Origin of the sequence: Streptomyces sp. RKAG337, assembly GCF_023701715.1 — a bacterium.
Lineage (GTDB): Bacteria > Actinomycetota > Actinomycetes > Streptomycetales > Streptomycetaceae > Actinacidiphila.
This window is the reverse complement of record NZ_JAJOZA010000001.1, coordinates 7688127-7713217: the sequence shown is the minus strand read 5'-3', so window position 1 is coordinate 7713217 and position 25091 is coordinate 7688127. Positions and strand designations below refer to the sequence as shown.

At 70.9% G+C, this 25091-nt stretch carries 25 protein-coding genes; 13 read left to right on the top strand and 12 right to left on the bottom strand.

Features of this window, described 5'->3' with window-relative positions; all coding sequences use genetic code 11:
• The first annotated feature begins 45 nt into the window (after nucleotides 1–45).
• The 3 genes from LNW73_RS34255 to LNW73_RS34245 are packed head-to-tail and all read left to right on the top strand — an operon-like array spanning nucleotide 46 to nucleotide 3007.
• The gene (locus LNW73_RS34255) at nucleotides 46–1041 is read left to right on the top strand and encodes a FecCD family ABC transporter permease (RefSeq protein WP_250993126.1); all 996 of its coding nucleotides are present in this window, start codon (nucleotides 46–48) and stop codon (nucleotides 1039–1041) included.
• A gap of 3 nt (nucleotides 1042–1044) precedes the next feature.
• On the top strand, nucleotides 1045–2115 hold the full coding sequence (locus LNW73_RS34250; protein WP_250992707.1) for a FecCD family ABC transporter permease: 1071 nt from the start codon (nucleotides 1045–1047) through the stop codon (nucleotides 2113–2115).
• A gap of 4 nt (nucleotides 2116–2119) precedes the next feature.
• On the top strand, nucleotides 2120–3007 hold the full coding sequence (locus tag LNW73_RS34245) for an ABC transporter ATP-binding protein (RefSeq protein WP_250992706.1): 888 nt from the start codon (nucleotides 2120–2122) through the stop codon (nucleotides 3005–3007).
• A gap of 78 nt (nucleotides 3008–3085) precedes the next feature.
• Here the strand turns inward: LNW73_RS34245 and LNW73_RS34240 are convergent, their stop codons facing one another.
• Nucleotides 3086–4033, bottom strand: a complete 948-nt coding sequence (locus tag LNW73_RS34240; protein ID WP_250973793.1) for a methionyl-tRNA formyltransferase — start codon at nucleotides 4031–4033, stop codon at nucleotides 3086–3088.
• Nucleotides 4034–4134: 101 nt separating this feature from the next.
• On the opposite strand from LNW73_RS34240, the gene LNW73_RS34235 reads away from it, so the two are divergent.
• Nucleotides 4135–5439 (top strand): lysine N(6)-hydroxylase/L-ornithine N(5)-oxygenase family protein, encoded by a 1305-nt coding sequence (locus LNW73_RS34235; protein ID WP_374118296.1) that lies wholly within the window; start codon nucleotides 4135–4137, stop codon nucleotides 5437–5439.
• 51 nt (nucleotides 5440–5490) lie between these two features.
• On the opposite strand, the gene LNW73_RS34230 is transcribed toward LNW73_RS34235, so the two are convergent.
• On the bottom strand, nucleotides 5491–6426 hold the full coding sequence (locus tag LNW73_RS34230) for an SDR family oxidoreductase (protein WP_250992704.1): 936 nt from the start codon (nucleotides 6424–6426) through the stop codon (nucleotides 5491–5493).
• A 140-nt stretch (nucleotides 6427–6566) separates the two neighbouring features.
• Between LNW73_RS34230 and LNW73_RS34225 the strand changes: the two genes are divergently transcribed.
• A complete protein-coding gene (locus LNW73_RS34225; protein ID WP_250992703.1) occupies nucleotides 6567–7133 on the top strand; it encodes a TetR/AcrR family transcriptional regulator in 567 nt (188 codons plus the stop codon).
• 150 nt (nucleotides 7134–7283) lie between these two features.
• Here LNW73_RS34225 and LNW73_RS34220 read toward each other — a convergent pair whose 3' ends face one another.
• The 3 genes from LNW73_RS34220 to LNW73_RS34210 all read right to left on the bottom strand — a co-directional run bounded on the left by LNW73_RS34220 (nucleotide 7284) and on the right by LNW73_RS34210 (nucleotide 9200).
• Nucleotides 7284–7757 carry a DUF3291 domain-containing protein gene (locus LNW73_RS34220; RefSeq protein WP_250992702.1) on the bottom strand — a complete coding sequence of 158 codons (474 nt, stop codon included), beginning with the start codon at nucleotides 7755–7757 and terminating at the stop codon, nucleotides 7284–7286.
• Between the two features lie 32 nt (nucleotides 7758–7789).
• The gene (locus LNW73_RS34215; protein ID WP_250992701.1) at nucleotides 7790–8458 is read right to left on the bottom strand and encodes a helix-turn-helix transcriptional regulator; all 669 of its coding nucleotides are present in this window, start codon (nucleotides 8456–8458) and stop codon (nucleotides 7790–7792) included.
• A gap of 232 nt (nucleotides 8459–8690) precedes the next feature.
• Nucleotides 8691–9200, bottom strand: a complete 510-nt coding sequence (locus LNW73_RS34210) for a MarR family winged helix-turn-helix transcriptional regulator (protein ID WP_250992700.1) — start codon at nucleotides 9198–9200, stop codon at nucleotides 8691–8693.
• A gap of 39 nt (nucleotides 9201–9239) precedes the next feature.
• Between LNW73_RS34210 and LNW73_RS34205 the strand changes: the two genes are divergently transcribed.
• Nucleotides 9240–10271 carry a DMT family transporter gene (locus LNW73_RS34205; RefSeq protein ID WP_250992699.1) on the top strand — a complete coding sequence of 344 codons (1032 nt, stop codon included), beginning with the start codon at nucleotides 9240–9242 and terminating at the stop codon, nucleotides 10269–10271.
• Between the two features lie 53 nt (nucleotides 10272–10324).
• Nucleotides 10325–10735: a rodlin gene (locus tag LNW73_RS34200; protein ID WP_250973800.1), complete on the top strand. Its 411-nt coding sequence runs from the start codon at nucleotides 10325–10327 to the stop codon at nucleotides 10733–10735.
• A 103-nt stretch (nucleotides 10736–10838) separates the two neighbouring features.
• Here the strand turns inward: LNW73_RS34200 and LNW73_RS34195 are convergent, their stop codons facing one another.
• A complete protein-coding gene (locus LNW73_RS34195) occupies nucleotides 10839–11852 on the bottom strand; it encodes a hypothetical protein (RefSeq protein WP_250992698.1) in 1014 nt (337 codons plus the stop codon).
• Between the two features lie 494 nt (nucleotides 11853–12346).
• Between LNW73_RS34195 and LNW73_RS34190 the strand changes: the two genes are divergently transcribed.
• The 3 genes from LNW73_RS34190 (at nucleotide 12347) to LNW73_RS34180 (ending at nucleotide 14498) form a co-directional block, all read left to right on the top strand.
• Nucleotides 12347–12640 (top strand): chaplin, encoded by a 294-nt coding sequence (locus LNW73_RS34190; protein WP_250992697.1) that lies wholly within the window; start codon nucleotides 12347–12349, stop codon nucleotides 12638–12640.
• 203 nt (nucleotides 12641–12843) lie between these two features.
• Complete coding sequence (locus LNW73_RS34185; RefSeq protein ID WP_250992696.1) at nucleotides 12844–13251, top strand: hypothetical protein; 408 nt, start codon at nucleotides 12844–12846, stop codon at nucleotides 13249–13251.
• A gap of 206 nt (nucleotides 13252–13457) precedes the next feature.
• The gene (locus LNW73_RS34180) at nucleotides 13458–14498 is read left to right on the top strand and encodes a fatty acid desaturase family protein (protein WP_250992695.1); all 1041 of its coding nucleotides are present in this window, start codon (nucleotides 13458–13460) and stop codon (nucleotides 14496–14498) included.
• A gap of 40 nt (nucleotides 14499–14538) precedes the next feature.
• On the opposite strand, the gene LNW73_RS34175 is transcribed toward LNW73_RS34180, so the two are convergent.
• The 3 genes from LNW73_RS34175 to LNW73_RS34165 form a co-directional block, all read right to left on the bottom strand.
• Complete coding sequence (locus LNW73_RS34175; RefSeq protein ID WP_250992694.1) at nucleotides 14539–15285, bottom strand: GAF and ANTAR domain-containing protein; 747 nt, start codon at nucleotides 15283–15285, stop codon at nucleotides 14539–14541.
• Nucleotides 15286–15290: 5 nt separating this feature from the next.
• Nucleotides 15291–16016: a GAF and ANTAR domain-containing protein gene (locus LNW73_RS34170; RefSeq protein WP_250992693.1), complete on the bottom strand. Its 726-nt coding sequence runs from the start codon at nucleotides 16014–16016 to the stop codon at nucleotides 15291–15293.
• A gap of 257 nt (nucleotides 16017–16273) precedes the next feature.
• Complete coding sequence (locus tag LNW73_RS34165) at nucleotides 16274–16894, bottom strand: TetR/AcrR family transcriptional regulator (RefSeq protein WP_250992692.1); 621 nt, start codon at nucleotides 16892–16894, stop codon at nucleotides 16274–16276.
• Between the two features lie 165 nt (nucleotides 16895–17059).
• Between LNW73_RS34165 and LNW73_RS34160 the strand changes: the two genes are divergently transcribed.
• Nucleotides 17060–18031: an alpha/beta hydrolase family protein gene (locus LNW73_RS34160; protein WP_250992691.1), complete on the top strand. Its 972-nt coding sequence runs from the start codon at nucleotides 17060–17062 to the stop codon at nucleotides 18029–18031.
• 32 nt (nucleotides 18032–18063) lie between these two features.
• On the opposite strand, the gene LNW73_RS34155 is transcribed toward LNW73_RS34160, so the two are convergent.
• The 3 genes from LNW73_RS34155 to LNW73_RS34145 are packed head-to-tail and all read right to left on the bottom strand — an operon-like array spanning nucleotide 18064 to nucleotide 22546.
• A complete protein-coding gene (locus LNW73_RS34155) occupies nucleotides 18064–19458 on the bottom strand; it encodes an extracellular solute-binding protein (RefSeq protein WP_250992690.1) in 1395 nt (464 codons plus the stop codon).
• Nucleotides 19455–22079: a substrate-binding domain-containing protein gene (locus LNW73_RS34150; RefSeq protein WP_250992689.1), complete on the bottom strand. Its 2625-nt coding sequence runs from the start codon at nucleotides 22077–22079 to the stop codon at nucleotides 19455–19457. The genes LNW73_RS34155 and LNW73_RS34150 overlap by 4 nt, the downstream gene beginning before the upstream one ends.
• A 5-nt stretch (nucleotides 22080–22084) precedes the next feature.
• On the bottom strand, nucleotides 22085–22546 hold the full coding sequence (locus LNW73_RS34145; protein ID WP_250973811.1) for a hypothetical protein: 462 nt from the start codon (nucleotides 22544–22546) through the stop codon (nucleotides 22085–22087).
• A 321-nt stretch (nucleotides 22547–22867) separates the two neighbouring features.
• Here LNW73_RS34145 and LNW73_RS34140 point away from each other — a divergent pair, with 321 nt between their 5' ends.
• On the top strand, nucleotides 22868–23992 hold the full coding sequence (locus tag LNW73_RS34140) for a M4 family metallopeptidase (protein ID WP_250993125.1): 1125 nt from the start codon (nucleotides 22868–22870) through the stop codon (nucleotides 23990–23992).
• 15 nt (nucleotides 23993–24007) lie between these two features.
• Complete coding sequence (locus LNW73_RS34135; RefSeq protein WP_250992688.1) at nucleotides 24008–25042, top strand: hypothetical protein; 1035 nt, start codon at nucleotides 24008–24010, stop codon at nucleotides 25040–25042.
• Nucleotides 25043–25091 lie beyond the last annotated feature (49 nt).

Here is a 25091-nt window from a genome sequence, read left to right as displayed (position 1 = left end):
GTGGACACCGGGCCGGTGACCCGGCGCAGAGGACTGCGCCCCGCCCTGCTCGTCGCCCTGCTCGCCGCCGCGCTCATCCTGTTGAGCCTGCTGTCGATCGCGCTGGGCGCGCTGAGCATCCCGCTGGACCAGGTCGTCCGGGCGCTGTTGGGGCATCCCTCCAGCCGTCTCGTCGACAACGTCGTCTGGACGGTCCGCGTCCCGCGCACCGTCCTGGGCCTGTCGGTCGGCGCCGCCCTCGGTCTGTCCGGCGCGCTCATGCAGGCGCTGACCCGCAACCCCCTCGCCGACCCCGGGGTGCTGGGCGTCAGCGCCGGCGCCTCGTTCGGCATCGTCGTGTCGGTCGCGGTCTTCGGCGTCGGATCGCTCTACGGCTACGTGTGGTTCGCCTTCGCGGGTGCGCTCGCCACCAGCGTGCTGGTCTTCCTGCTGGGCAGATCGGGACGGTCGGGCGCCACACCGGTCAAGCTGGCGCTGGCCGGCGTCGCCGTGACGTTCCTGCTCTTCTCGCTCACCAACGCCATCGTCCTGACCGACCCCGACGCCCTGGACCGCTACCGCTTCTGGTCCGCCGGCTCCCTCGCCGACCGGGACAGCGGGGTGGTGTTGAGCATCCTGCCGTTCCTCGCCGTCGGCGCGCTGCTCGCGCTGGCCACCGCGCCCGCGCTCAACAGCCTGGCCCTCGGGGACGACGTGGCGGCCTCGCTGGGACGGCGACTGGGCCTCGTCCGGCTCCAGGGCGTGATCGCCGTGATGCTGCTGACCGGCGCGTCCGTCGCCGTCGTCGGCCCGGTCGTCTTCCTGGGACTGGTCGTACCGCACGTGGCCCGGATCCTCGCCCAGTACGCGGGACTCGGCCCGGACCACCGCTGGCTGCTGCCGCTGTCGGCGGCCCTCGCGCCCTGCCTGCTGCTCGGCGCCGACATCATCGGGCGGGTGGTGGCGCGGCCCGTCGAGATCCAGGCCGGCGTCCTGGTCGCCTTCATCGGCGGCCCGTTCTTCATCGCGCTGGTGCGCCGGCGCAAGCTCGCGGAGGTGTGAGCGATGACCGTCCTGCCCGCTGCGCCTGCCGTACGCGACCGGCGAACCTTCCGGCTCGCGACGCCGCCCGTCTCCGGGATCCTGCGACCCCGGCTGCTGGCGGTCTGCACCGGGCTGACGGTCGTGGTGTTCCTGCTGTTCTGCTGGGACATCGCGATCGGCGACTACCCCGTCGGCTTCACCGGCGTGGTCAAGGCCCTGGCCGGGTCGGGCGATCCCGGAACGGTCCTGGTCGTACAGGAGTTGCGGCTGCCGCGCGCGTTGACCGGACTGCTCGTCGGCATCGCCTTCGGCCTCTCCGGCGCGCTGTACCAGACCATGACCCGCAACCCGCTGGCCAGCCCGGACATGATCGGCCTCACCGAAGGCGCCGGCACCGCCGTGGTGGCTGGCATCGTGCTCGGCTGGGACGGCGGCCTGGGCACCCAGGCGCTCGGCCTGCTCGGCGCACTGGCCACCGCCCTGACCGTCTACGCGCTGGCCTGGAAGAACGGCGCCACCGGCTACCGCATCATCCTGGTCGGCATCGGGGTGTCCTGGATGTGCACCAGCGCCACCGACTACCTCCTCGCACGGGGCCAGCGCTTCGAGGCGCAGGCCGCGCTCGGCTGGCTGGTGGGCAACCTCAACGGCCGTACATGGAGCCAGGTCACGATGCTCGCCACCGCCATGGCGGTGCTGGTGCCGCTCGCCCTCGGCATGAGCCGCTGGCTGGGCACCCTCCAACTCGGCGACGACGTGGCCGCCGGCCTGGGCACGCCCGTGGGACCGGTCCGGCTGACCCTGATGCTCATCGGCGTCGGCCTGATCGCCTTCGGCACGGCGGCGGCCGGCCCCGTCGCCTTCGTCGCACTGGCGGCCCCGCAGATCGCCCAGCGGCTGGCCGGCCGCGCGTACCCACCGCCGGTCACCTCCGCGCTGACCGGCGCGCTGGTCGTTCTCGGCTCCGACCTCATCGCGCGTGAAGCGATCCCCGGCACCGAACTGCCGGTGGGGATCGTCACCGGCGTCATCGGCGCGCCGGTACTGCTCTGGCTGCTCATCCGTGCCAACCGCGCGGGCTCAGGAGGCTGAACGCATGACGACCACCGACCCCGGCACCCGCACCGACACGGCCTCCGATCCCGGCACGCCGGCCGCGGGACCGGACCTGCGGGCCGACGGCCTGCACCTGGCGTACGACAACCGGCTGGTGGTCGAGGACCTGAACCTGGCCGTCCCGCCCGGCCTGATCACCGCCATCGTCGGCGCCAACGCCTGCGGCAAGTCCACCCTGCTGCGCGCCCTCGCCCGGCTGCTGACCCCCCGGCAGGGCACCGTACAGCTCGACGGCCGGGCCCTCGCGTCCATCTCCACCCGGGAACTGGCCCAGCGGCTCGGGATCCTGCCGCAGACCCCGGTGGCCCCGGAGGGGCTGACCGTCATCGACCTGGTCGGGCGGGGCCGTTCACCGCACCAGACCTGGTGGCGGCAGTGGTCCAAGGCCGACGAACTGGCCGTGCACGAGGCGCTGGCCGCCACCGACCTCACCGACCTCGCGGACCGCGCGGTGGACGAGCTGTCCGGCGGACAGCGGCAACGTGCCTGGATCGCCATGGCCGTTGCCCAGGGCACCCCCGTGCTGCTGCTGGACGAACCCACCACGTATCTCGACGTGGCGCACCAGATCGACGTCCTCGACCTGATCACCGACCTGAACCGGCGCGAGGGGCGCACGGTGGTCATGGTGCTGCACGACCTCAATCACGCCTGCCGGTACGCCGACCATGTCATCGCCATGAAGTCCGGCCGCATCGTCGCCGAGGGCCCGCCCGCCGACGTGATCACGGCCGCGACGGTCGAGGACGTCTTCGACCTGCGCTGCCAGGTCACCACCGACCCGGTCAGCGGCACTCCGCTGGTCATCCCGATGGGCCGGCACCACTACACGGCCCCGGCCGGCGCGGACCGGCCGGCCGGGAGCTGACGGCCCGGACGTGACGACCAGGAGCTGACGGGCCCGCCCGGCAGGGATACCCGGGCGGGCCGCGTCAGAACCGGAAGTTCAGGGCCGGGAGGTGAGGTAGCCGCCCATCGTCCGGAAGTAGTCGTGCGCCGCGTGCTCGGTGCCGTCCTCCGTGCGCACCCGCCGCACCGCGAGCCCGTGCCGGCGCCCGCTCCGGGCGTCCGCCCCGGCCACGATGACGACCCCGTCGCCCTCCTTGATGAAGATCCGTCCGGGCGTACCCCCGTACCGCGCCTGCGAGACCGACGCGGACACGATGCTGATCCGCTCGCCGCGGTGGTAGGCGAAGGCGCTGGGATACGGGTCGGACTGCGCGCGGACCAACCGCTCCAGGTCCTCGGCGGGCCAGGTCCAGTCGATGCGGCCGTCCTCGACCGACCGCTTGTGGAAGAAGCTGGCCCGCGCACGGTCCTGCGGCTGCCAGCGGGCCTCCCCCGAGGCGATCAGGTCCAGCGACTCGCGCACGATCGGGCCGATCAGGTCGACGGTGCGGTGGAACAGGTCGGTCGCGGTGTCGGCGGGGCCGACGGGCACCGCGTGCTGCGTGAGGATGTCGCCCGCGTCCAGTTCGGCGCTCATCCGGTGCGCGGTGACGCCGACCCGCTCCTCGCCGTTGATCAGCGCCCAGATGATCGGGGAGAAACCCGCGTAGGAGGGCAGCAGCGAGTCGTGGACGTTGAGCGTGCCGTGCGGCGGCAGGTCGTAGATCTCCGGCGGCAGCCAGGTGCGCCAGTTGTTGGCCACGATGATGTCGGGCGCCGCGTCCCTGATGGCGTCCAGCAGTTCGGGGTCGTCCGGCCGGTTGCGCAGCAGCGCCGGGACGTCGTGCTTCTGGGCCAGCTCCGCGACCGAATCGTCCCAGATCTTCTCGTACGCGTGCTCGCTCTTGGGGTGGGTGACGACGAGGACGACCTCGTGGTCGGAGTCCAGCAGAGCCTGCAGCGTGCGATGGCCCCAGGTCTGATAGCCGAACATGACGACCCGCATGGCGGTCTTCCCTCCGACGACGTTATTGCAAGGTAAGCCTTACCTTATCTAATATGAGCGCCGTTGAGGGAGGCGATGCATCGGTGACAGCACCGCGCAGTATGCCGGACATCATCCACGATGTCCTCGGGATCGGCTTCGGCCCGTCAAATCTGGCACTTGCCATAGCCGTTGAGGAGCACAACACACAACTCCCCGAGGACCAGAGGCTGAATGCCCTCTTCCTGGAACGGCAGCCACGCTTCGGGTGGCATCGGGGCATGCTCATCGACGATGCGACCATGCAGGTGTCCTTCCTGAAGGACCTGGTCACGATGCGCAACCCCACCAGTGACTTCAGCTTCCTCTGCTATCTGCGCGAGCAGGGCAGACTGGTGGACTTCCTGAACCAGAAGACGCTCTTCCCGCTCCGCGTCGAGTTCCACGACTACTTCGAATGGGCCGCGGCCCGGGTCGCCCACCTGGTCGACTACTCCTCCGAGGTGGTGTCGGTCGAACCGGTGCGCGACGAGAGCGGCGAGGTCGCCTACCTGGACGTGACCTGCCGGGACCCGGCCGCCGGCCCGTCGTCCACGGTGACCCACCGGGCGCGCAACATCAGTGTCGCGGTGGGACTGGAACCCCATCTGCCGCCCGGCACCGACCTGTCGGACCGCGTCTGGCACAACAGCCAGCTCATCCCACGGGTCGCCGAACTCAACGCCTCCGGCGCTCCCGTGCGCCGGGTCGTCGTGCTCGGCGCGGGACAGAGCGCCGCCGAGGCGGTCGACTACCTGCACCGCACCTTCCCCGAGGCCGAGGTCTGCGCGGTCTTCGCCAAATACGGGTACACACCCGCCGACGACAGCCCGTTCGCCAACCGGATCTTCGACCCCGAGGCGGTGGACGTCTACTTCGACTCCCCCTCCGAGGTGAAGCAGTCCCTCTTCGACTACCACCGCTCCACCAACTACTCCGTCGTCGACATGGATCTCATCGAGGCCCTGTACGCGACCTCGTACCGCGAGAAGGTGCAGGGCCGCGAGCGACTGCGCTTCCTGAACGTCTCCCGCATCCGGGACGTGAGCGTCCAGGACGACCGGCTCGACATCTCGGTGGAGTTCCTGCCCACCGGCGAACACCAGATCCTCGAATCGGACATCCTCGTCCACGCCACCGGCTACCGCTCCCAGGACATCGGCACGCTGCTCGGCGACTCGGCGAAGATCTGTCTGCGCGACGACGGGGACGCGGTCCGGGTCGGGCGCGACCACCGCGTCGAGGTCGCACCGGAAGTCACCGCGGGCATCTACCTCCAGGGCGGAACGGAACACACCCACGGCCTGGCATCGACCCTGCTGTCCACCACCGCCATCCGCGCCGGCGAGATCCGCGGCTCCCTCCTGGCACGTCTGGCCGCCGACTGACCGGCCCGAACCGCTCCCGATGACGACGGCCCGAGGTCGGGGCGGGGATGGTCAGGAGGAGGGGGTGGCGAAGTAGTGGCCCTTGTCGAGGTCGTCTATGAGCCCGGGCTGCGTCGGCTGCCACCCCAGCAGTTCGCGGGTGTGCGCGCTGGAGGTGGGGCTGTCCATGCCGAGGAAAGGGGCCAGCCAGGTGAAGTGCCCTGCCGCGTCATCGGGATTGATCGACGCCACGGGCACGGCGAGGTGCCGTCCGATGACCTCGGCGACCGAACGGATCAGCACGCCCTCGTCCGCGACCGCGTGCAGCGTGGAGCCGACCGGAGCGCTCTCCAGCGCCAGACGGAAGAGGTGGGCGGCATCGGATCGGTGCACGGCGGGCCAGCGGTTGGCGCCGTCGCCGATGTAGCCGGAGACGCCCTTCTCACGGGCGATGGCGACCACGGTGGCGAGGAAGCCGTGGTCCCCGTCGCCGTGCACGGTCGGGGGAAGCCGGACGATCGACGAGCGGACGCCGCGCTCCGCGAGGGCGGCCGTCGCGTGCGCGTTGGCCAACCGCTTGGCCAGGCCGCCGGTCCAGTGGGCGCCGAGCGGGGCGGACGGCTGCCCGTCCTGCTCGGTGGCCACCTGACCCGGCGCCAGCCCGAGCGTCCCGGAGGCGATGAGGAACGGGCGGTCGGATCCGGCGAGCGCCTCGCCGAAGGTGTCGATGGCCCGCCGGTCCGCGTCGGCGGCGGCCTCGAAGCCGCCGCTGAACGCGATGTCGTGCTTGAAGGCCAGGTGGATCACGCCGTCGGAGTCGGCGGCCGCACTGCGCAGGGTGTCGAGATCGTCGAGCGTGCCGCGCCGCACCTCGGCGCCGGCCGCGGTGAGGGCGGCGGCCGAGGCGTCCGAGCGGGCGAGCCCGACGACCTGGTGGCCCGCGCCGAGGAGTTCCGGAACCACGGCTGAACCGATCCAGCCGGACGCGCCGGTGATGAACACACGCATGAGGAGAACCTCCGGGTAGGTCGACCGTCCTCGCCGCGCGGTACCGGGACACGGAATGTGCGGCGATCGAGCCGATGTCAGCGACTGACATCAACCGTAGCACTCGATGTCAGTCACTGTCATCACGTAAGATCTCCGATATGGGCCGATGGGAACCGAACGCACGCGGACGACTGGAACAGGCGGCGCTGGAGCTCTACAGCGAGCACGGGTTCGAGCAGACCACCGCCGCGCAGATCGCCGAACGCGCCGGACTCACCGAGCGGACGTTCTTCCGGCACTACGCCGACAAGCGCGAGGTGCTGTTCGGGGGTGCGCACACACTGGAGCAGGCCTTCGTCGACACCCTGGCCGACACCCCCGCCACGGCCGCGCCGATCGACGCGATGGCTTCGACGCTCGAGACCGTCGCCGCCTTCTTCCTGGAGCGCCATGAGTTCGCCCAGCAGCGCCAAGCCGTCATCATGGCCAACGCGGAGCTGCGCGAGCGCGAGTTGATCAAGCTCGCATCGCTGTCCGCCGCGCTCGCCGACACCCTGCGCCGACGCGGCGTCAAGGACCCGGCCGCGAGCCTCACCGCGGAGGCGGGCATCGCCGTCTTCAAGGTCGGCTTCGAGCGCTGGGTGGCCGACAGCGGCCAACGCACCCTGGCGCACTACCTACGGGAGTCGCTCGACGAACTCAAGGCTGTGACCTCGGGCGAGTGACCGTGGGCCCGGCCGCCGGTCCAGGACGCGCGCCGCCGTCCCCGAGTTGGGTGACCGCCAGGGCTGCGAGCCATCGACATCGCGCCTACCCGAAGCGACCCGTACGCGAATCCGCGGCGGGGTCGTGCCGGGACCGAGCCGTTCGCGGGCCTAAGCGGGCAGGACCGCTGAGACCGGAGCGGGTTGGGGGTTGCGGAACGTGAACGCGAGGGGCCCGTCGCCGTGTTCACGCAGCAGGGCAATGCGTTCCATGGCCTCGGCGGTCGTCGGGCGATGACCGACAGGCACCCACCACAGCGCCTGATGATGCTCCGACATCCTCGCGAACCACTCCCGCCGGCGGCTGAGCACCTTCAGATGCTCACTGCGGTACGTGAACTCCCTCAGCGCTCGGACCGATTCCCAGACCGAGCAGTTGATCAGGAGCAGGTCGTCCTCCCCGTCGGGCCGCAGGCTCGTCGAGTCCTCGCCGTCGTCGTCGACCATGCGCCAGACAAAACCGGGAGCCCCGTCCGCCAGGGCGTTGATCTCGGGCAACTGAGCGACGAAGTCGGCCAGTACGGGGCCGTCGAGCGGGCCGAGGATGCGTCCGATGTTGACCTGGGCCAGGTGAAAGGTGGTCATGGTGTCAGCATGACCGGACCCGGCTTCTATCGTCAAGCATCATTAGTTTTAGAAAGAGTGACACAACACCCCTCAGGGGGCGGGTCCATGGCCGCCGTCCAGTCCCCGCCCCCAGCGCACCCGGGAAGCAGGCCCTCGATGAAGGCCAGGTTCATCCCGCAGACGAGCGCCGGGAACTCGTCGGCCAGCGAGTGGAACGGGCAGTTGTTCAGCCGGACCGTCGCCCCGTCCCCGTACGGCTCATAGCCACGTGCCCGCAGTGCCGCGACCGGATCGACCGGATCGGCTTCGCCGCCCAGTTCCGCACCCTCGGCAGCGCCGGCCGCCCGGGCCGCCGACTGCAGTTCCCGGTCGAGTCCCGCACTGTCGACGACGTTCGCGAGCAGCCGCCCGACGGCATCGTAGGAGCGGGGCGGCAGCGACACCGCCCGCTCGCCCGGCGCCCGCAGGTACAACTTCGCCGGCCGCCCCGCCCCCGGTCCGCTGCGCCCCGACAGGCGCTGATAGGTGACGGCCAACAGACCGGCCTCGACCAGTTTGTCCAGGTGGAACGCGGCGAGCGAGCGGGAGATGCCGGCCGCCGCGGCCGCCGCGTCGCGGCCGACCGCGCCCGGTGTCGCCGCCACGTGCCGATACAGACCACGGCGCACCGGGTCCGCCAGGACACCCACCGCCTCGAACACTTCATCCTCACTGTTCACGAGGCGATTCTATAACCAATGATCGCTGTCATTAGTGTGGCTCCGCGCCGATCCAGCGAAGGAAGGGCGACTTCGCCGGCGACGTGCGCATCGCGGCTGAACGGGACGCCTGCGCCACCGTTCCCATCCTCACCGACGGGGCTTTCGAACCCACCCCTGACTTGAACATGATCAATACCTTAGGCGGATGGGCAACACCTGGGCAGACGCTGCCCGGAGCTCGTTTGGATCTTCACGAGCTGAGCGGTGGCTCGACACGGGAGAGCCACGCGGTGAGGAGCTCCTCCAGGCCTGCCGCCTCCTGCGGGGTGAGGCGGTCCATGAGGCGTCGCTCATTGCCCATGTGCTCGGTGAACGCGGCGTCGATCAGCTCCCGCCCCGCGGGGGTGAGAGCGACCACGCGCCCACGGCCGTCACTCGCGGCGCGGCGGCGGGTGACCAGCCCTTCACGTTCGAGGCGGTCGATCCGCTTGGTCATCGCGCCCGTGGTCACCATGGTGTGCGCGGCCAGTTCCCCAGGGGCCCGTTCGCACGGACCTCCCGCGCGGCGCAGTGCGGCGAGGACGTCGAACTCCCCCTCGCTCAGCCCGTAGCGCCGATAGACGGTGCACAGCTCCTCGGTGAGCAGCGCGGCGAGGCGATGCAGTCGCCCGATCACCGCCTGGGGGGCCACATCGACGTCGGGACGTTCGCGGGCCCACTCGGCCTGGATGCGGGCGACGTGGTCGAGCGGTGGTGACATGACTTCATTATACCTTCCAAGGAAGATATAATGGCTTCCATGGAAGGTAATCTGCGGTGGACCCTGATCACGGCGATAGCGCCGGTCGCGTGGGGTACGAACTACTACGTCACCCGCGCATTCCTGCCCGCCGGCGAGCCCCTGTACGGCGCGGTTTTCCGGGCGCTGCCGGCCGGACTGCTCCTCCTGGCGGCCTGCCGGGTACGACCGCACGGGTCGTGGTGGTGGAAGTCCCTGGTCCTCGGCACCCTCAACATGGGCGGGTTCTTCGCCCTGATCTACATCGCGGCGCAGCGACTCCCCACCAGCGTCGCCTCCTCCGTCATGGCGACCTCGCCGATGGTCATGATGCTCATCGCCTGGGGACTGATCGCCGAGCGGCCACGTCCCGCACACCTGATCGGCGCGGGGGTCGGAATCGGCGGCGTCTACCTCATGCTGTTCACCGGAGCCACCTCGATCGATCTTCTCGGCGTCGGTGCCTCCATCGCCGCCATGCTCATGTCTTCCTGCGGCTACATCCTCGCCAAGCGCTGGAGCGCCGAGGTCGAGGTGCTCGCCTCGACGTCCTGGCAGCTCATCGCCGGCGGCCTGCTGCTGTTCCCGCTCGCCGCAGCCGTCGAGGGAGCGCCGCCGCACCTCGACGGGGCGGCCGTCCTCGGCTTCGGCTACGTCACCGTCGTGGCGACCGCACTGGCCTTCGCCGCCTGGTTCGCCGGCCTGCGCCACCTGCCCGCCGCCACGGTGGGCCTGGTGGGCCTCCTGAACCCGGTGACGGGCGTACTGCTCGGCACCGTGATCGCCGGGGAGGCACTCACCGTCAAACAGCTCTGCGGACTTGCCCTGGTGACCATCGGGATTCTCCTCGGCCGGCCGGTGCTCAAACGATGGGGGCGCTCGCACGGCACGACATCCGCGGCCCGGAACCAGGGCGGCCGGCCGGGCGTACACGCCTCGGAATCCGCCTGCAAGGTGCCCCCGCGTGATCTCGTCAGGACTTGGGTGACCTGGCCATCAGATGGCGGCGCCACCGTTCGGGTGAAACGACGGAACCACACCCGCGATCAGTAGTTGAGCAGCATGTTCTTCCCTGTGCCGCCCGCACCACCTCCAAAGGATCGCAAATGCTCAAGAAGTTTCTCGGCACGGCCGCGGTGGCCGTCTCCGTCGTCGGCGTCTCCGCTGCGTTCGTCTCCCCGGCCATGGCCATCGGCAACGACGGCGGCGCCTCCACCACCAACGGCAACGGTGCCGAGCAGTCGTACGGCAACACCCACACCGGCGGCACCCTGAGCCCGCAGGTCGGCCTCGTCCAGGGAACGCTGAACAAGCCGTGCGTCGGTCTGCCCCTCAAGGCGAACGTCGGTTCCCTCGTCGGCGCCGTCCCGATCACGGTGCAGGACATCAACGTCCTGTCCTCCCCGCAGAACCAGCAGTGCGCCGAGAACTCCTCGCAGATCAAGGGCGACGAGCCGGTGTCGCACGTCCTGGACCAGATCCCGGTGCTGTCCGGCAACGGCGTCGCCAACGACTGACCCTCACGTCAGGCAGTACCCCCAGGGCCCCGAAACCGCACAGGTTTCGGGGCCCTGGGGCCTTGCTGAGGCACGGAGCCGGCCGGCTGGAGCCGGAACACCGTCAGGAATCGTCGGCGACCGTTCGCGGCTTCTGCCGGCGCATCAGCACCGCTCCCGCGAGAACGGCCGCGATGACCCCACAGGCCACCGCGAGGGCGGCCGCGCCGCCGAACAGGTTGCCCAGGCTGTCCCTGAGCAGATGCACGGAGTTGCTTCCCGCGGCGACGGAGTGCACCGCCACGGTGCCGACGGCGGCCGCCGCGCCGCCCGCCCAGATCCACACCGTGTCCCGCACGGCCAGCAGGTACGCCAGCGCCAGGCAGAAGACGGCGATGACCGTGGACGCGACCGCTGCCGGTCCACCCGAGCGGAGGCCGGCCATGTCGGTCGGCAGGTGGACCGCGCCGATCATCAGCAGCGCCACGGCGGCGGGCCAGCGCAGCGGGGATCGCAGGGACGACGACACCGAACGCTCCGGCGAAACGTCTCCGGAGGACCCGACGGTGGCCACCGGGGCTCCCCGGCTGCCGGCCTGCACGCCGCGCGGGACGGCGGCGCTTTCGGCACTTGCGGCACCTGCGGCCCTCAGGTTGGCGGTCGCCGATGCGCCGACGGCGGTCCCCGTCCGCGGCGGCTCGCCCTCACCCGGGCCGTCATCCCTGGCGGGGCCGCCGTCCTCCCCCGGGACGTTCTCCTCCCCCGGGACGTTCTCCTCGCCGGGTCTGTTGTCCTTGTCCGGGCCGAAGACGGCCACCAGTTCGGCGACTTCCTCGATGGGCCGGCCCATCGCCGCCGCGAGCAACGCCGTATCGGCGTCGGCGATCGTGTGAGGAGGTTTCTTCAGCAGGGTGACCAGCTGGAGGACCTCGTCCACGGGGCGGGACACCGCGGCCATGCGCAACGCCTCGTCCCCCGGGCGCGGCGACTCACCGGTCTGGTTGAGCAGGGCCACCAGGGAGGCGACCTCGTCCAGGGGGCGGGCGGTGGCGACCGCCCGGAGAAGGGTGAGCCTGGGCTCATCCCCCGGACCTATGTGGCTGTGGTCGTGCTGAATGGAGCTCAGATCAGATGTCATGACGCGACTTTCTTTGCCGAACCTTCGAGGCCGGGCTCTTTCCCGAAGGTCACCGTGTGTCACAGACGACACACTGTTGGTCCCATCTCAGCCGATAGGTGCACATTCCGCCATTCGGAGCCCCGCACCCGGCCGGATCATGGCCGCGGGTCGAAGGCAGGCACCGCCGGAGCGTGAAGACACGGCCCGTGCCGCGAGTTGATGCGGTCGGACCTGGCAGAAGAAAGGCGATCCGCCAGGCCCGACCGGACCTCGATGTCGCACCCGGGCAACGACGGCGTACGGCTCCGGGACACGGACGGCACCCCCACCGCGGAACCGCATTCACCCGGACGGCCCCTCCGGCCGGCGTCCCCGGCGCGCGGTGCGGACTGCCGGTCGGCCGTCGGCGCGTCCGTTTGGTGGAACACCCGTGACCTGCCGCGGAGCAGTCCCGTTGGTGGGGTCAACGCCGTGATCCCTACGGCGGACTCAACCCCTCCAAGGAGACTTCGATGTCCCGTATTGCCCAGGCAGCCGCCATCACCGCCGCCGCAGGAGCCGTCCTGGCCGCCGGTGCCGGTATGGCCGCCGCCGACGCCGGAGCCCACGGCGCAGCGGTCGGCTCGCCCGGCGTCCTGTCCGGCAACCTCCTCCAGGTGCCCGTCCACGTGCCGGTCAACGTGTGCGGCAACACCGTCGACGTCATCGGGATCCTCAACCCGGTGTTCGGCAACACCTGCGCGAACATCAGCGGTCACCACGACACCGATGACAACAAGGGCTACGGGGCCGGCGACAACAACTGACCGCTCCCCCACGACCCCCGGGCCGCCGCGACCAGGACGCCAGCCCGCACGGGATCAGGCACGTCTAACGCCCTGATCCCGTGACGCGTCCTCCCGGCGGCCCGGGCTTCGCCTTCCACCCGCCACCCGGAGCCGGTCCTTGTCGACGCCGGCGCACTGCGCGCACCGTTCCGCGAGGGGGCCGAGTGCGCGACGATGGTGCGATGCCCGACCACAGCACGGCGCCCGTTCCGCGGCCGGTACAGATCCCTGAACGGGCCGACACGGTGGGGCCTGGCTGGCAGGAGTCGCTGGACCGTCTGCACCGGCAACTCCGCGCGCTGGCCCCCGGATACCGTCTCGTTGACCTCGGGGAGACGTTCGGCGGCCTGCACGTTCATGTGGAGTCGGTGGGCGATGACAGCGATGCCCTGCGCGCTCTGATCGCTGCCGCGGAAGCCGAGTCGATGCGCACCTGTGAGTTCTGCGGCGCTCCCGGCCGCGTCCGGACCCGTGAAGACGCACCGCGAGGGTGGCGCAAGACCGTGTGCGACACCTGCCACGGCCCGTGGTCCGCCCATCACCTCATGATCGTCAATGGTGCGGTGCGCGGCCGCCCGCATGAGGGGTGACCTTCCGGTGCCGCGGCGGGCGCGAAGGCGGTAAGCCTCCCGCCGGGAAATCCGCGGCGTTGTGACAGAGTCGCCCGGTTCACCGACCGGGCGGGCGCGCATACTGGGAGGACCTGTCAGTCAGCCTGCCTGAATGCTCGGTCAGTCCAGACCCTGCCGGTCTTGCGATCCGTCTCGCTGATGTCGTCCGTGGCGAGGAGAGAGTCATGACCGAGCTCGGGGTCGCGCCCGCGATCCGATCCCAGGGAAGCGACTACGCGGAACTCATGAGGCAAGTACGGGGCGCCGGACTGCTGGAGCGTCGGGCCGCGTACTACTACGTCAAAATCGGTGTGACGGCGGCGCTGCTCGCCGCCGGGATCGCCGCGTTCGTGCTCATCGGCGACTCATGGTGGCAGCTGGGCACCGCGGCGTACCTGGCCGCGGTCTTCGCCCAGCTCGGCTTTGTCGCCCACGATGCCGGGCACCAGCAGATCTTTCGCCGCCGACCGGCGAACGCGGTCGTCGGGCTCGTGCACGCCAACCTGCTCATCGGATTCAGTTACGGCTGGTGGGTGAGCAAGCACAATCTCCACCACGCGCATCCGAACGAACCCGGACGCGACCCCGACGTCGCCGCGGGCGCCATCGTGTTCACCCCGCAGGAGGCCCGCGTACTGCGGGGTCCAGCGAGGCTGCTGGCCCGCTGGCAGGTGTGGCTGTTCTTCCCGCTGCTCCTGCTGGAGAGCGCCAATCTGCACGCCCTGAGCGTGGGAGCGCTGCTGCGGCGGCGGACCCGGCACAGCAACCTGGAGTTGGGGTTGCTGCTGCTCCACGCCGCGGGATTCCTGGCCGTGGTCCTGCTCGTTCTGCCGCCCGTCAAGGCCTTGGTGTTCGTGGTCGTGCAGCAGGGTCTGTTCGGGCTCTATCTGGGGTGCGCGTTCGCTCCGAACCACAAAGGCATGCCGATGCCGGAGTCGGGCAGTTCGGACTACCTTCGCCGACAGGTCCTGACCTCGCGCAACATCCGCGGCGGCCGGGTCACCGACTGGGTCCTCGGCGGGCTGAACTACCAGATCGAGCACCACCTGTTTCCCAGCATGCCCAGGCCCAACCTCGCCCGGGTGCAGCCGCTGGTACGGGAGTTCTGTGTGCGGCACGGCATCGACTACCTCCAGTGCGGCGCCGTGGACTCGTACCGCCAGGCACTGCGCCACCTGCGGACCGTCGCGAACGCGACGCTGCGCGCCCCCGTCACCACGACGTGACGGTTCGGCCCCGGCCCCGGCGTCACGGCGTGATCGCGCTTCACGGCGTGGTGCCGGCGGCGCCATGGGGGATGGTGTCGGTGTCGAAGGTGCCGTCGGTGATGTCGCGGGCCAGGGCGGCGAGCTTCAGATTGTGGTCGCGGGCGTAGTGGCGGAACGCGGCGAAGGCGTCGTCGACGGACAGCTGCCAGCGCTCGGCAAGGATGCCCTTGACCTGCTCCAGGACGATACGGCTGGTCAGCGCGTATTGGAGTTGGCCGCGTTCGGTCTCGCTCTGGGCCAAGGTGCGCTGCTGCAGGATCGCGATCGTCGCGATGTCCGCCATGGCCTGGGCAAGGGAGACGTCCTGGTAGCCCAGAGGGCTCGGATCGGTCTGGAACAGGCTCAGGGCACCGATGATGCGCCCGCGCAGCCGCAGCGGCAGCGCGTTCGTGGCGACGAAGCCGATCTCCTGGGCCTGGGTGGCGAACTGCGGCCAGTCGTCGGTGCTCCGGGAATCGGTGAGGTCGATGTTGGTGCGGGGCTGCCCGCTCTGGAAGCACTCCACGCACGGGCCCTGGTCGTGCTGCGTGGCGAAGAACTCCAGCAGCCGGGTGCGCTCGTCGGAAGCGGCGAGGACCCGCAGGATGCCGTGTTCGTCCGCGAGAAGGATTCCGACGGCGGCCACGTCGAGGAGTTCCATGCACCGCACGGACAGCTGCTGCAGGAAGTCGATGACGTCGAAATCATCGATCAGGGAATCGGCGATCTCGACGAACACCCGGGAAAGTTGCTGTTCGCGGGGCATGGCGATCAGTCCTTGTCTGCGACGGCAGGCTCAGTGCCGTCGGTGTTGGGGTCCAGGCGCAACCGCCGGGCCACGATCTCTCGGGAAATGTCGGTGATGGTGCTGCCACTGCCATAAGCATGACCCCGCAGTCGCAGCAGAGCTTGCGGCAGGGACAGACCGAGCTGGACGCTGATCATGCCGGTGGCCTGGTGCACGACGGCCTGCTGCAGTTCGTGGGACGAATCCTGGGAAGCCCGGCCGTCGGGGTCCTGCCGGCGGGGTTCGCCGCCGCCCAGACAGCGGGCGGTCAGGGCGCGGGCCAGGACCAGGGCGTCGTCGGCCTGCCCGGGGCTCAGGGGGCCCGGAGTGCGGCGCACCGCGGTCAGCACCCCGACACGGATGGCGCCCAGGCCGATGGGGAAGCAGAACACCGCCCGTGCTGCCAGGCCTGCCGTCTCCATGGCCAGGGCCGGCCAGCGGTCGGGGCGCACACCGGCCAGATCCGGCACCCACACCATGATGCCGCCGCGCACGGTATCGGGGCCGGGACCTTCCCCGAGGGTGAACTGCAGATCCTCGAAGACCTGTGCGCTCTCGTCCGAGCAGGCCACCAGTTCGATACCGGAGTCCTCCATCAGCAGGGACACCGCGAGGCCGTCCACACCCAGCGCGACCGCACCCGCCGTCATGGCATGCGCGATCCCGCCGGGCCCGTCGTCGTCGCGCAGCCGGCGCAACACGTTCCCCATGCGATCACTGATCACCCGGGGTCACCTGATGCCGTGCCGCCCAGGCCGGAGTCGCCCGCGGGCCTGCGGGACGGGCCGCCCGAGGGCCGGTGTGCGTTCCACGGTGCCGATGTGGTCACAGGACCGACTCTAGAGGTGCGGAGCCCGCTCGTGGCGGATCCGCCGGACCACACAGCAGACGGCTGCCGCCGGACCACCCGGCGGACGGCTGCCGCCGGCCGGTGCGGACAGTCCGGCCACTCCTGGTGTGGGGCACCTCAGGACGACTGCGGTCGCTGCAGTCCGTCAAGGAGCAGTTCCACCAGTCGGCGGGGGTCGTAGCGGGAGTCGCTGTCCCGTCCGATGCAGAGGTTGCCGATGCCGCGCATCAACTCGTAGGCCTGCGTACCGGTCCTGATCTGGCCGGCGCCGGCCGCGGCGTCGAGCAACTGCGCGCAGACGGGCACCAGGCGGTCGAGGAAGTAGCTGTGCAGCGCGTCGAAGCCGCTGCTGTCCGACTGCAGAGCGTTGGCGAGTCCGTGCTTGGTGACGAGGAAGTCGACGAAGAGGTCGACCCACTGACGGAGTGCAACGAGCGGGGAGTCGGCACCGGCCAGCAGGCTCGGGCCGGCCTCGGCGCATGCCTCGACCTGGTGGCGGTAGACGGCGACGACGAGATCCGCCCGGGTCGGGAAGTGGCGGTAGATCGTCCCCATCCCGACGCCCGCCCTGGCGGCGATCTCACGGATCGGCGCATCGACGCCGGAGGTGACGAACACCGCGGCGGCGGCGGTGAGCAGCGTCTGCCGGTTGCGCTGCGCGTCGGCCCGCTTGCCTCGGGCCGGCACCTCCCCGGACGGGCCGGCGGGCACCTCCTCTGAGGGGCTTTTCGTGGGCATCACGCTCTCCTTCCGGCCGCCGTTGACAAAGCGGAACAGCGCTCCGTATATTAATCGGAACGTCGCTCCGCTTTCAGTCTAGCTGAAACCGGACGCTCCCGACCGCCTCCCCCGCCGCCATCCGAAGCGATCGACGGCAGAGGCCATCGAAGGGACCTCCGCATCATGAATGCATCGGCTCACCCCACCGACACCCTCGGCTCACCCACTCCGGTCCTCTCGGTCAGCCCCGTGCTGCTGCCGGCTCCCGGCCGTGCCGTGGACCTGGAAGTGCGGGTCTCCGCACCCGTGACCGGGAGCGACCTGCCGGTCATCCTCCTCTCCCACGGCCAGGGCCACTCGAACCACCTCTCCTCACTGAACGGCTACGCCCCCCTCGTCAACTTCTGGGCGGCGCACGGCTTCGTCGTGATCCAGCCCACCCATCTGAGCTCCAGGGCGCTGACCCTGGATCCCGCCACCCCCGGCGCACCGATGTTCTGGCGATCGCGCGCCGAGGACATGCGGCTCGTCCTCGACCGGCTCGACGCGATCGAGGCCGCCGTCCCGCAGCTCCGCGGGCGCCTGGACCACAGCAGGGTCGCCGTGGCCGGGCACTCGATGGGCGGCCACACCGCGAGCCTGCTGCTGGGCGCCCGGCTCACCGATCCGGAGGACGGGACGGAGGCGAAGCTGGCCGACCCCCGGATCAAGGCCGGTGTACTGCTTGCCGCGCCCGGCCGGGGCGGCGATGCCCTCGTCGCGGCCATGGCCGAGAATCTCCCCTTCCTCCTGACCACGGACTTCTCCGGGATGACGACGCCCACGCTCGTGGTCGCCGGCGACCACGACGCCTCTGCCCACCTGACGGTCCTGGGCCCTGACTGGCACACCGATCCGTACGTCCTCTCCCCCGGCCCCAAGACCCTGCTCACCCTGTTCGGCGCGGAACACGGGCTCGGCGGAATCTCCGGATACGACGTCGCCGAGACCACGGACGAGAACCCCGAGCGGGTGGCCGTGGTACAACTCCTCACCTGGGCCTACCTCCGCACCGTGCTCTACCCCGGGGACTCCGCCTGGAAGGCGGCCTGCGACGAACTGACCGCCGGCCCCGACCCGCTCGGCCGCGTCGAATCCAAGTCGGCCGCCGAGTAAGCCACCGAGCAGTCCGCCCCGGCACGAAGCCGTCAGTGGCCTGACAGCGCGGCCCTCAGCGCGGCGTCGAGCTGGGCGGCGGTCGCATCGACGTCCGGGCGGTCCGCGGTGAGCCAGGCGTGGACGGAGGACTGGAGGATCTGGGTGAACGCGCCGTAGTACGGGGTCCGGGGCCGTTGGACCGCGCCCTGCAGCGCCTGGAGCAGAGTCACCCGGTACGCGGCTCTGTCCTGCGGCGAAGGGGTGCGCGCCGGGTCCTCGCCCGCCGTCGCCGCGCGGTGCAGCGTCTCGGCGACCTTCGGCCAGCAAGGGCGCGCGCTGCCGTCGTAGGCGGAGACGCGGGTGGCGGCGAACCCGGCGTCGAGCAGGCAGCGTTCGCTTTCCGGGGAGGTGAGGAAGTCGATCAGTGCGCGGGCGTGTGCCGCGCGCGGCGAGTCGGCTGTGACGGCAAGGTTCTGGCCGCCCAGGACCGCACTGCCGGGCAGGCGCGTCACGCTGTACGCGGTGGGCGGCAGCAGCGCGGCCAGTGAGCCGTAGCCGTACGGCCAGAAGCGCAGGAAGGCCGTCTGGCCGGCGCCGAACTGGGTGAGGCTGGCGCTCTCGTCCGAGGACCTGGCCGCGGGAAGCACGTGCTCAGCGCGGGCGCCGAGTTCGACGAGACCGGCCTTGAGCTGCCGCGGGTCCGCCGTGTAGTGACCCTCCTCGTCGGTGAGGTGGACACCCACCGACTCGAACGCCTCGATGACGTTGACGGTCAGCCCCTCGTACGCGGCGAGCTGGGTGGTCCAGCCGCCGAGGTACCCGCTCTTGCGGGGACCGGAGGGCGGAGCGCCGTCGAGCTCCTCGATGATCGCGCCGAGGGTGGACCACTGCCACGTCGACAGGGCCGGCGGGGACAGGTCCACCCCGGCCTGCCGCAGGTAGTCGGGCCGGTAGAAGAGAAGTCCGACGTCGCTGTTGAAGGGTTTGGCGTAGGTACGGCCCTTCCAGTCGGCGGTCTTGGCGACCTGCCCGATGAGGTCCGGGTCTTCGGCCTGGGTCGCGGGGACGGCGCGGATCAGACCGGCCGCGGCGAATTCCGGTATCCAGGTGATGTCCAGGTTCACCACGTCGTAGTGGGCGCTGCCGGACTGCAGCGCGCCGAGCAGCTGGCTGCGCTGCTGGTCGGCGGCGCCCGGCAGTTCGACCAGTTCGGCCTGCAGGTCGGCGGATCCCGCGTGCTGCCGGTTCCACTCCTCTATGAGGTGCTGGCGCACACCGCCGGATCCGGTCACGTCCAGACCTGAGGCGACGACGATCGGCCCGCCCGCCCCCACCGCGTCGTCGTCGGGAGGCGGTCCGGGCGGTCCTCCGGACGAACAGGCGGCGGCCACGCAGACGAGCAGCGGAAGGAGTGCGGCGAGGACGCGCCGCCCGGTCCGGCTCATTCGGCGTCTCCTGTCCCGGTCTTAGCGACCTCGGCCGGCAGCTCCGTCGCCAGTTCGACAGCAGGGTCCAGGCAGCGGCCGCCGGTGGCCGCCGTGATCCGCTGGTTGAGCGCGACCGCGGTGCAACCGCCGCTGTGCAGCGAGACGGTGACGACGCGGCTGCGCGCTCCGGCCGCCGCGTCCTGGACCAGCGACGTCAACGCGGCGGGCGGGATGCCCGTCGAGTCCTCGTCGTCCGTGATGAAGACGATCAGCTGGGGCCGGTCGCCGTTCTTCGCCCGGCCGCGCAGTTCGGCCAGTGCCTCGTGCAGCGCGAGGTCCGGTCTGGCGTCCTGGCGGACGGTCGTGGCTCCCGCCACCTTCGCTTCGGCGGCCTTCCGGTCGTGGGTGCCGAACGCCAGCAGTTCGCGATGGTGCGCGCTGCCGTCCTCCACGACGGACCAGATCCCGTACTCGTCCTTCGTCCCCAGCGAGCGCAGCGATCGTGTGAGCAGGTCCTTGGCACGGCCCGGCCCGGTCCAGAAACCGTCCATGGACGAGGAGCTGTCGAGCAGATACAGGACACGGCCGGGGCCCAGCGCCTGGCGGTAGCTCTGCAAGGTCGTGTCGAGCGCGGTGCTGGAGACGTCCGGCGCCGTCGACGGCACGAGGTCGGTATGGACGGCACGGGAGTTGGCGGGGTCGGTGAGCAGCGATCCGGGGCCGGGGGTGGCGGGATGCCCCTCACTCACCCCGCGGTAGCCGTCGCCGGTGAAGAGCTTCTGGGCGTCGGGCCCGGTCAGCCAGGTGTAGAGGTCCTGTACCGCCTGGGCCCGCTCGTCGGCGTGCCGGTCGGCGCCCTTCCACGTGACGTGGATGAACGGCAGATCGGCCATGGGCAGGTCGGAGGGATAGGTGGCGATCCGCTTCGACAGTGTGGCGGAGGTGCACGTGGGGTGTCCGGGGTCGGCCGGTCCGAGGTTGAACCGGGCCATGGTCTGCTCGGGGACCAGCACGGCGGCCCGGTCCTCCAGGGCGTTGTTCGCCCCCCGCGCCAAGGCGCACATCAGGTCGTGGGCGGTCGAGGGGGACGGGCTCAGCGCCTGCACCATGCCCTGCTCGATCTCCGCCGGGGACTGTCCCGAGCCGCCGAGCGATGTGTACAGCGCGACCGTGCCGAGCAGTGCGGCGTCGGTGTACTCGGGGTCGGGCCGCAGCAGCGCCGCCTGGGACTGGGGCGCGCGCAGATGTCCGATGATCACGCTGAGCGGGGTGCCGGTCTGGTCGGCGGCCGGCAGCGAGACGGTCCCGGGGACGGCGAGCACCAGCGGGGAGTAGGCGACCGGGCCGAGCCGGTCGAGGGTGGCAGCCTGTTGGCCCGTCTCCTTCGCCCGCTCCCAGCTGCTGCTCGCACCCGGAATCCAGATGTCGGGCTGCGCCCCCAGGTCACGCTGCGGGCGCAGGCAATCGCCGGTGGCCGGACACGTGGCGGGCGGGGACTGCCAGACCGCGGAGTTGCGGAAGGCCGTGACGGCGTCCGTGCCCTTCCCCGCGTACACGGTGATGCCGACCGCCCGGCAGCCCCCGGGCCGCTGGAGGTACGCGTCGACGGCCTTCTGGACGGTGGGCAGCGCGTCCGGGTCGGCGAGCAGTCGCAGTTCCGTCGGAGGTGCGCAGACAGCGGCCTGACCGGAGGTGAGGGCGTAGACACCACCCGCGGCGGCCAGGGCGAGAGCGGTGAGGACGACGGCCGCGGTACGGGTGAACGCGCGGTTCTTCAGCCGGTGCCGTAACCGACCGCCGGACCGGGCAGGCGCCGGGGCCGGCGGCGGTTGCCGAATCGGCGGCGGCGTGGCCGGGGGCACCGTCACCGGGACGTTCGCGGGCGAGGCGTGGGAGAGCACCACATCGTCACCGCGGCGGCGCTCGTCCGGGAGCCAGCGGTGTTCGTCCACCGCGCGGACCGGTTCCATGGCCTCCCGGACGGCGGCCACCAGGCCGGTGAAGGTGACCTTCGGCTGCCCGGGAATGCCGTCGGTCAGCAGCCGGTGCAGTTCACGGGTGAAGGGCGTGCCGTCCGCCGGACTGCCTTCGGGAATCTCCACCCCGGCCTCGGCGGCGGTGAGCACCGCGAAGTTCTGTTCGCCGTCCGGGGTGAAGTCACGCAGGGCGTTGCCCGCGTAGCAGCAGTCCAGGATGACGACGACCCAGTCGGCCTTGGCGTGGATGAGCGAGCCCATGACGTCGTGCTGCCACGAGATGGCGTCCACGAAGGGGTGCTCGCGGTTCTGGGTGACGCGCGAGCCGCTGACCATCAGGTGCAGGTCCGTACCGTTGCTGCGGACCAGGCCGTGCCCCGCGAAGTAGACCAGCAGCAGCCCCTCGGCCTGATCCCTGGCCTCCGAGAGCGCGGCCCGGAACGCGGTATGGCCCAACTGCCCCTCGGGCACGATGAGATCATCCGGAGCCAGTACCCCGGTGGCTCCGGCCGTGAGCGCCTGCCGCATCAACTGCACACTGCGCGCGACGGGAAGCAGCGGAGGCAGGTGCTCGTAGGTGTCGACGCCCAGCAGTACGGCGCGGTGCCGTTTTCCGCCGGCCCCAGCGTCGTTCCCCCGGCCGCGCGGATCGTACGGCGGCACAGCGGCTACGCCTCCTCCACCTCGTCGGTCGCACCGGAGGTATCAGGATTCTGGTCGCTGTCCAGGCGGATCTCCCGGCCGGGGCCGAGGTCGCCTCCGTCCAGGGTGACGCGGGGCTCCTCCCGACGGTCCGCGAGCCGGCGGCGGTTGCGCACCCAGGTCAGCACGGACCGCCAGGCGCTCTCGGTGACCGGGCGCACGGCCTCGCCGACCACGACCAGGATGATGTCCTGCAGGATCTCGCCCGCCATGGAGTCACGCTGATCACGGGAGGCTCTTCGCACGACGGTGAACTCGCCCCGGTCACGGGCCTCCTTGAGGGAGGACGACGTGTCCAGCCACTCCTGGAGCGCTTCGAGGTCGAGGTGCCGGTTGTGGGTACCGGTGACGCTGATGCGCAGTTCCGTCCGCTCCGCGCCGCCGGAACCGTCCGCGTCACGGGAACCGTCCGCGATACCGTCTGCCATTGCTGTGCCTCCGTCGGGCGCCGTTGCCCATCACCGCAGTGCCGCTCCCTGCCGAAGTTCCCATCCTTTCACGGGTGTTGGCGCCCGGAGGGGATTGCCGGGGATCCCCGGATTCCCCGGGAGACTGTGCGCGCACCCTACGGAGCGCTACCGTCTGTGGCAGCGGGGATGCGAGGGGGTCGCGGGATGTCGTCCGAGGGACCGGAACCGAGTGCCGATGCCCCGTCGGACCTGGCCCGCGAGCAGGGGCCGCCGCCAGGCGGGACACCGCACATCACCCCCGTCTTCTGTTCGTTCGTCCCACCGCACATCCTCGATGCGATGGCCCGGTCCGAGGACCGCGCGCTCGGCGACCTCGCCCGCCGCACCTTGCAGGCGGACGCGGTCGAACGCACCCGCCGCCGCATAGCCACGGTCAGAGGCGCACCGTTCGTCGCCGGTGCGGCCGACTCCGACCGGCCGGTGCGGACGGTGTACGACGCCAGGCACCGCAGGAACCTGCCCGGGCGGGAGGTCCGCGCCGAAGGTGCGAAGCCCGGCAAGGACATGACCGCCAACCGCGCTTACGACGGTCTCGGCGCCACCTTCGAGCTGTATCTGCAGGCGTACCAGCGGCATTCGATCAACGATCAGGGCCTGCCGCTGAATGCGACCGTGCACTACCGCCAGGGGTACAACAACGCCTTCTGGAACGGCGAACGGATGGTGATCGGCGACGGCGACGGCGATGTCTTCCTGGACTTCACCCTGCCGCTGGACGTGATCGGCCATGAACTGACGCATGGCGTGACCCAGTACAGCGCGAATCTGTCGTACTTCGGCCAGCCGGGTGCGCTCAACGAGTCGGTGTCCGACGTGTTCGGCTCGCTCGTCAAGCAGTACGCGCTGGGGCAGACAGCGGACCAGGCGGACTGGCTGATCGGCGCCGGCCTGCTCGGGCCCACCGTCCACGGTGTCGCCCTGCGCTCGATGAAGGCGCCCGGCACCGCGTACGACGACCCGCGGCTCGGCAGGGACCCGCAGCCGGGCAGCATGGACGGCTTCGTGACGACCGGCCGCGACAACGGCGGCGTGCACATCAACTCCGGCATCCCCAACCACGCCTTCCACCTGGTCGCCGAGGCCCTCGGCGGGTACGCGTGGGAGCGCGCCGGGCAGATCTGGTACGACGTGCTCACCGGTGGGGAGCTCTCGTCCGACGCGGACTTCGCCGCGTTCGCCGACCTGACGGTGTCAGCGGCCCTCGCCCGGTACGGCCGGGGCAGCGAGCGCGACGCCGTCATCAAGGCGTGGGCCCAGGTGGGTGTGATCGAGGCCGCCCTGGCCGGGGCCGTTTTCGTCCCGGCCGGCGGATCCCTCGATCATCGCGGTACCGTCCCCGAAACCGTCGGGCACACGCCGCCCGGCCCACCCGTCGGCGACGATGAGGACGAAGACGACGAATGAGACGATCGATCGCCCGTGGGTGACATCGCCAAAGGGGTTCTCGGCGGGGCATGGACGCTGCTGGTGGGGTGGATCCTGCCGACCGCGCTCAACCTGAGCGTCTTCTTCTTCGCCGTCGCGCCCAGCCTGCACAGCGCCGGCCCCGTCGCCCGTCTGTGGCCCACCACCCAGGCCGGCGCGACGCTCCTGCTGCTCGCCACCTCTGTGCTGCTCGGACTCGTCCTCAGCGCTCTGCAGAACCAGCTGTACCGCATTCTGGAGGGCTATCTGCTGTGGCCGGGCGCCGCCTACGACTACGGCTGTGCCCGCCGCCGCCAGGACAAAGGGGATCTGCGGGACCGGCTCAAGCTGATGCGGCTGGAACGCCGCGCGGAACAGCACGACGGTGTGCTGCCCGTCATCGCCACCGCGGATCTCGCCCTGCTGCGCGCCAACCCCCGCATCACGCGAGCCGCGCGCAAGGACCGCCGCCGCAGTGGCGTCCAGCGGGCGCTGCTGAGCGAGAGCCTGGCACGCTATCCGATCGACGACGGACAGATCGCCCCCACCCGGCTCGGCAACGCCATCCGCCGTTTCGAGGAGTACGGCTACGACCGGTTCCGGCTCGACACCCAGGTGCTGTGGAACGAGCTCACCGGCACCGCCCCCGAACAGGTCCGCCGACAGGCCGACCTCGCCCGCACCAACGCCGACTTCTTCATCGCGCTGCTGGCCGGCCACGCCGTGGTCGCCGCCGCCGCGGCGGCGGCGCTCGGTTCGGCCCGCGCCGACACTCCGCTGCTGCTGGTCACCGCCATCGTGCTCGGCTGCCTGATCCCGCTGTGGTACCGCTCCACCGTGGTCGCCGTCGACGAATGGGCCGCAGCCGTACGCGCTCTGGTCAACGTCGGCCGCAAACCGCTCGCGGAGTCGCTCGGGCTGGCGCTGCCCTCCGATCTGGAGGCGGAGCGCACCATGTGGGCGCTGGTCACCAAGCTCTCCCGGCTGCCGTACAACGAACGCCGCTCGGCCCTGGACCCGTACCGGAGCGGCGGTGGCCCCGGCCCATGACCGGGCTCCCGCCGACCGGCCGTTGAGTGCCTGGGTGCACCCGGTTCGC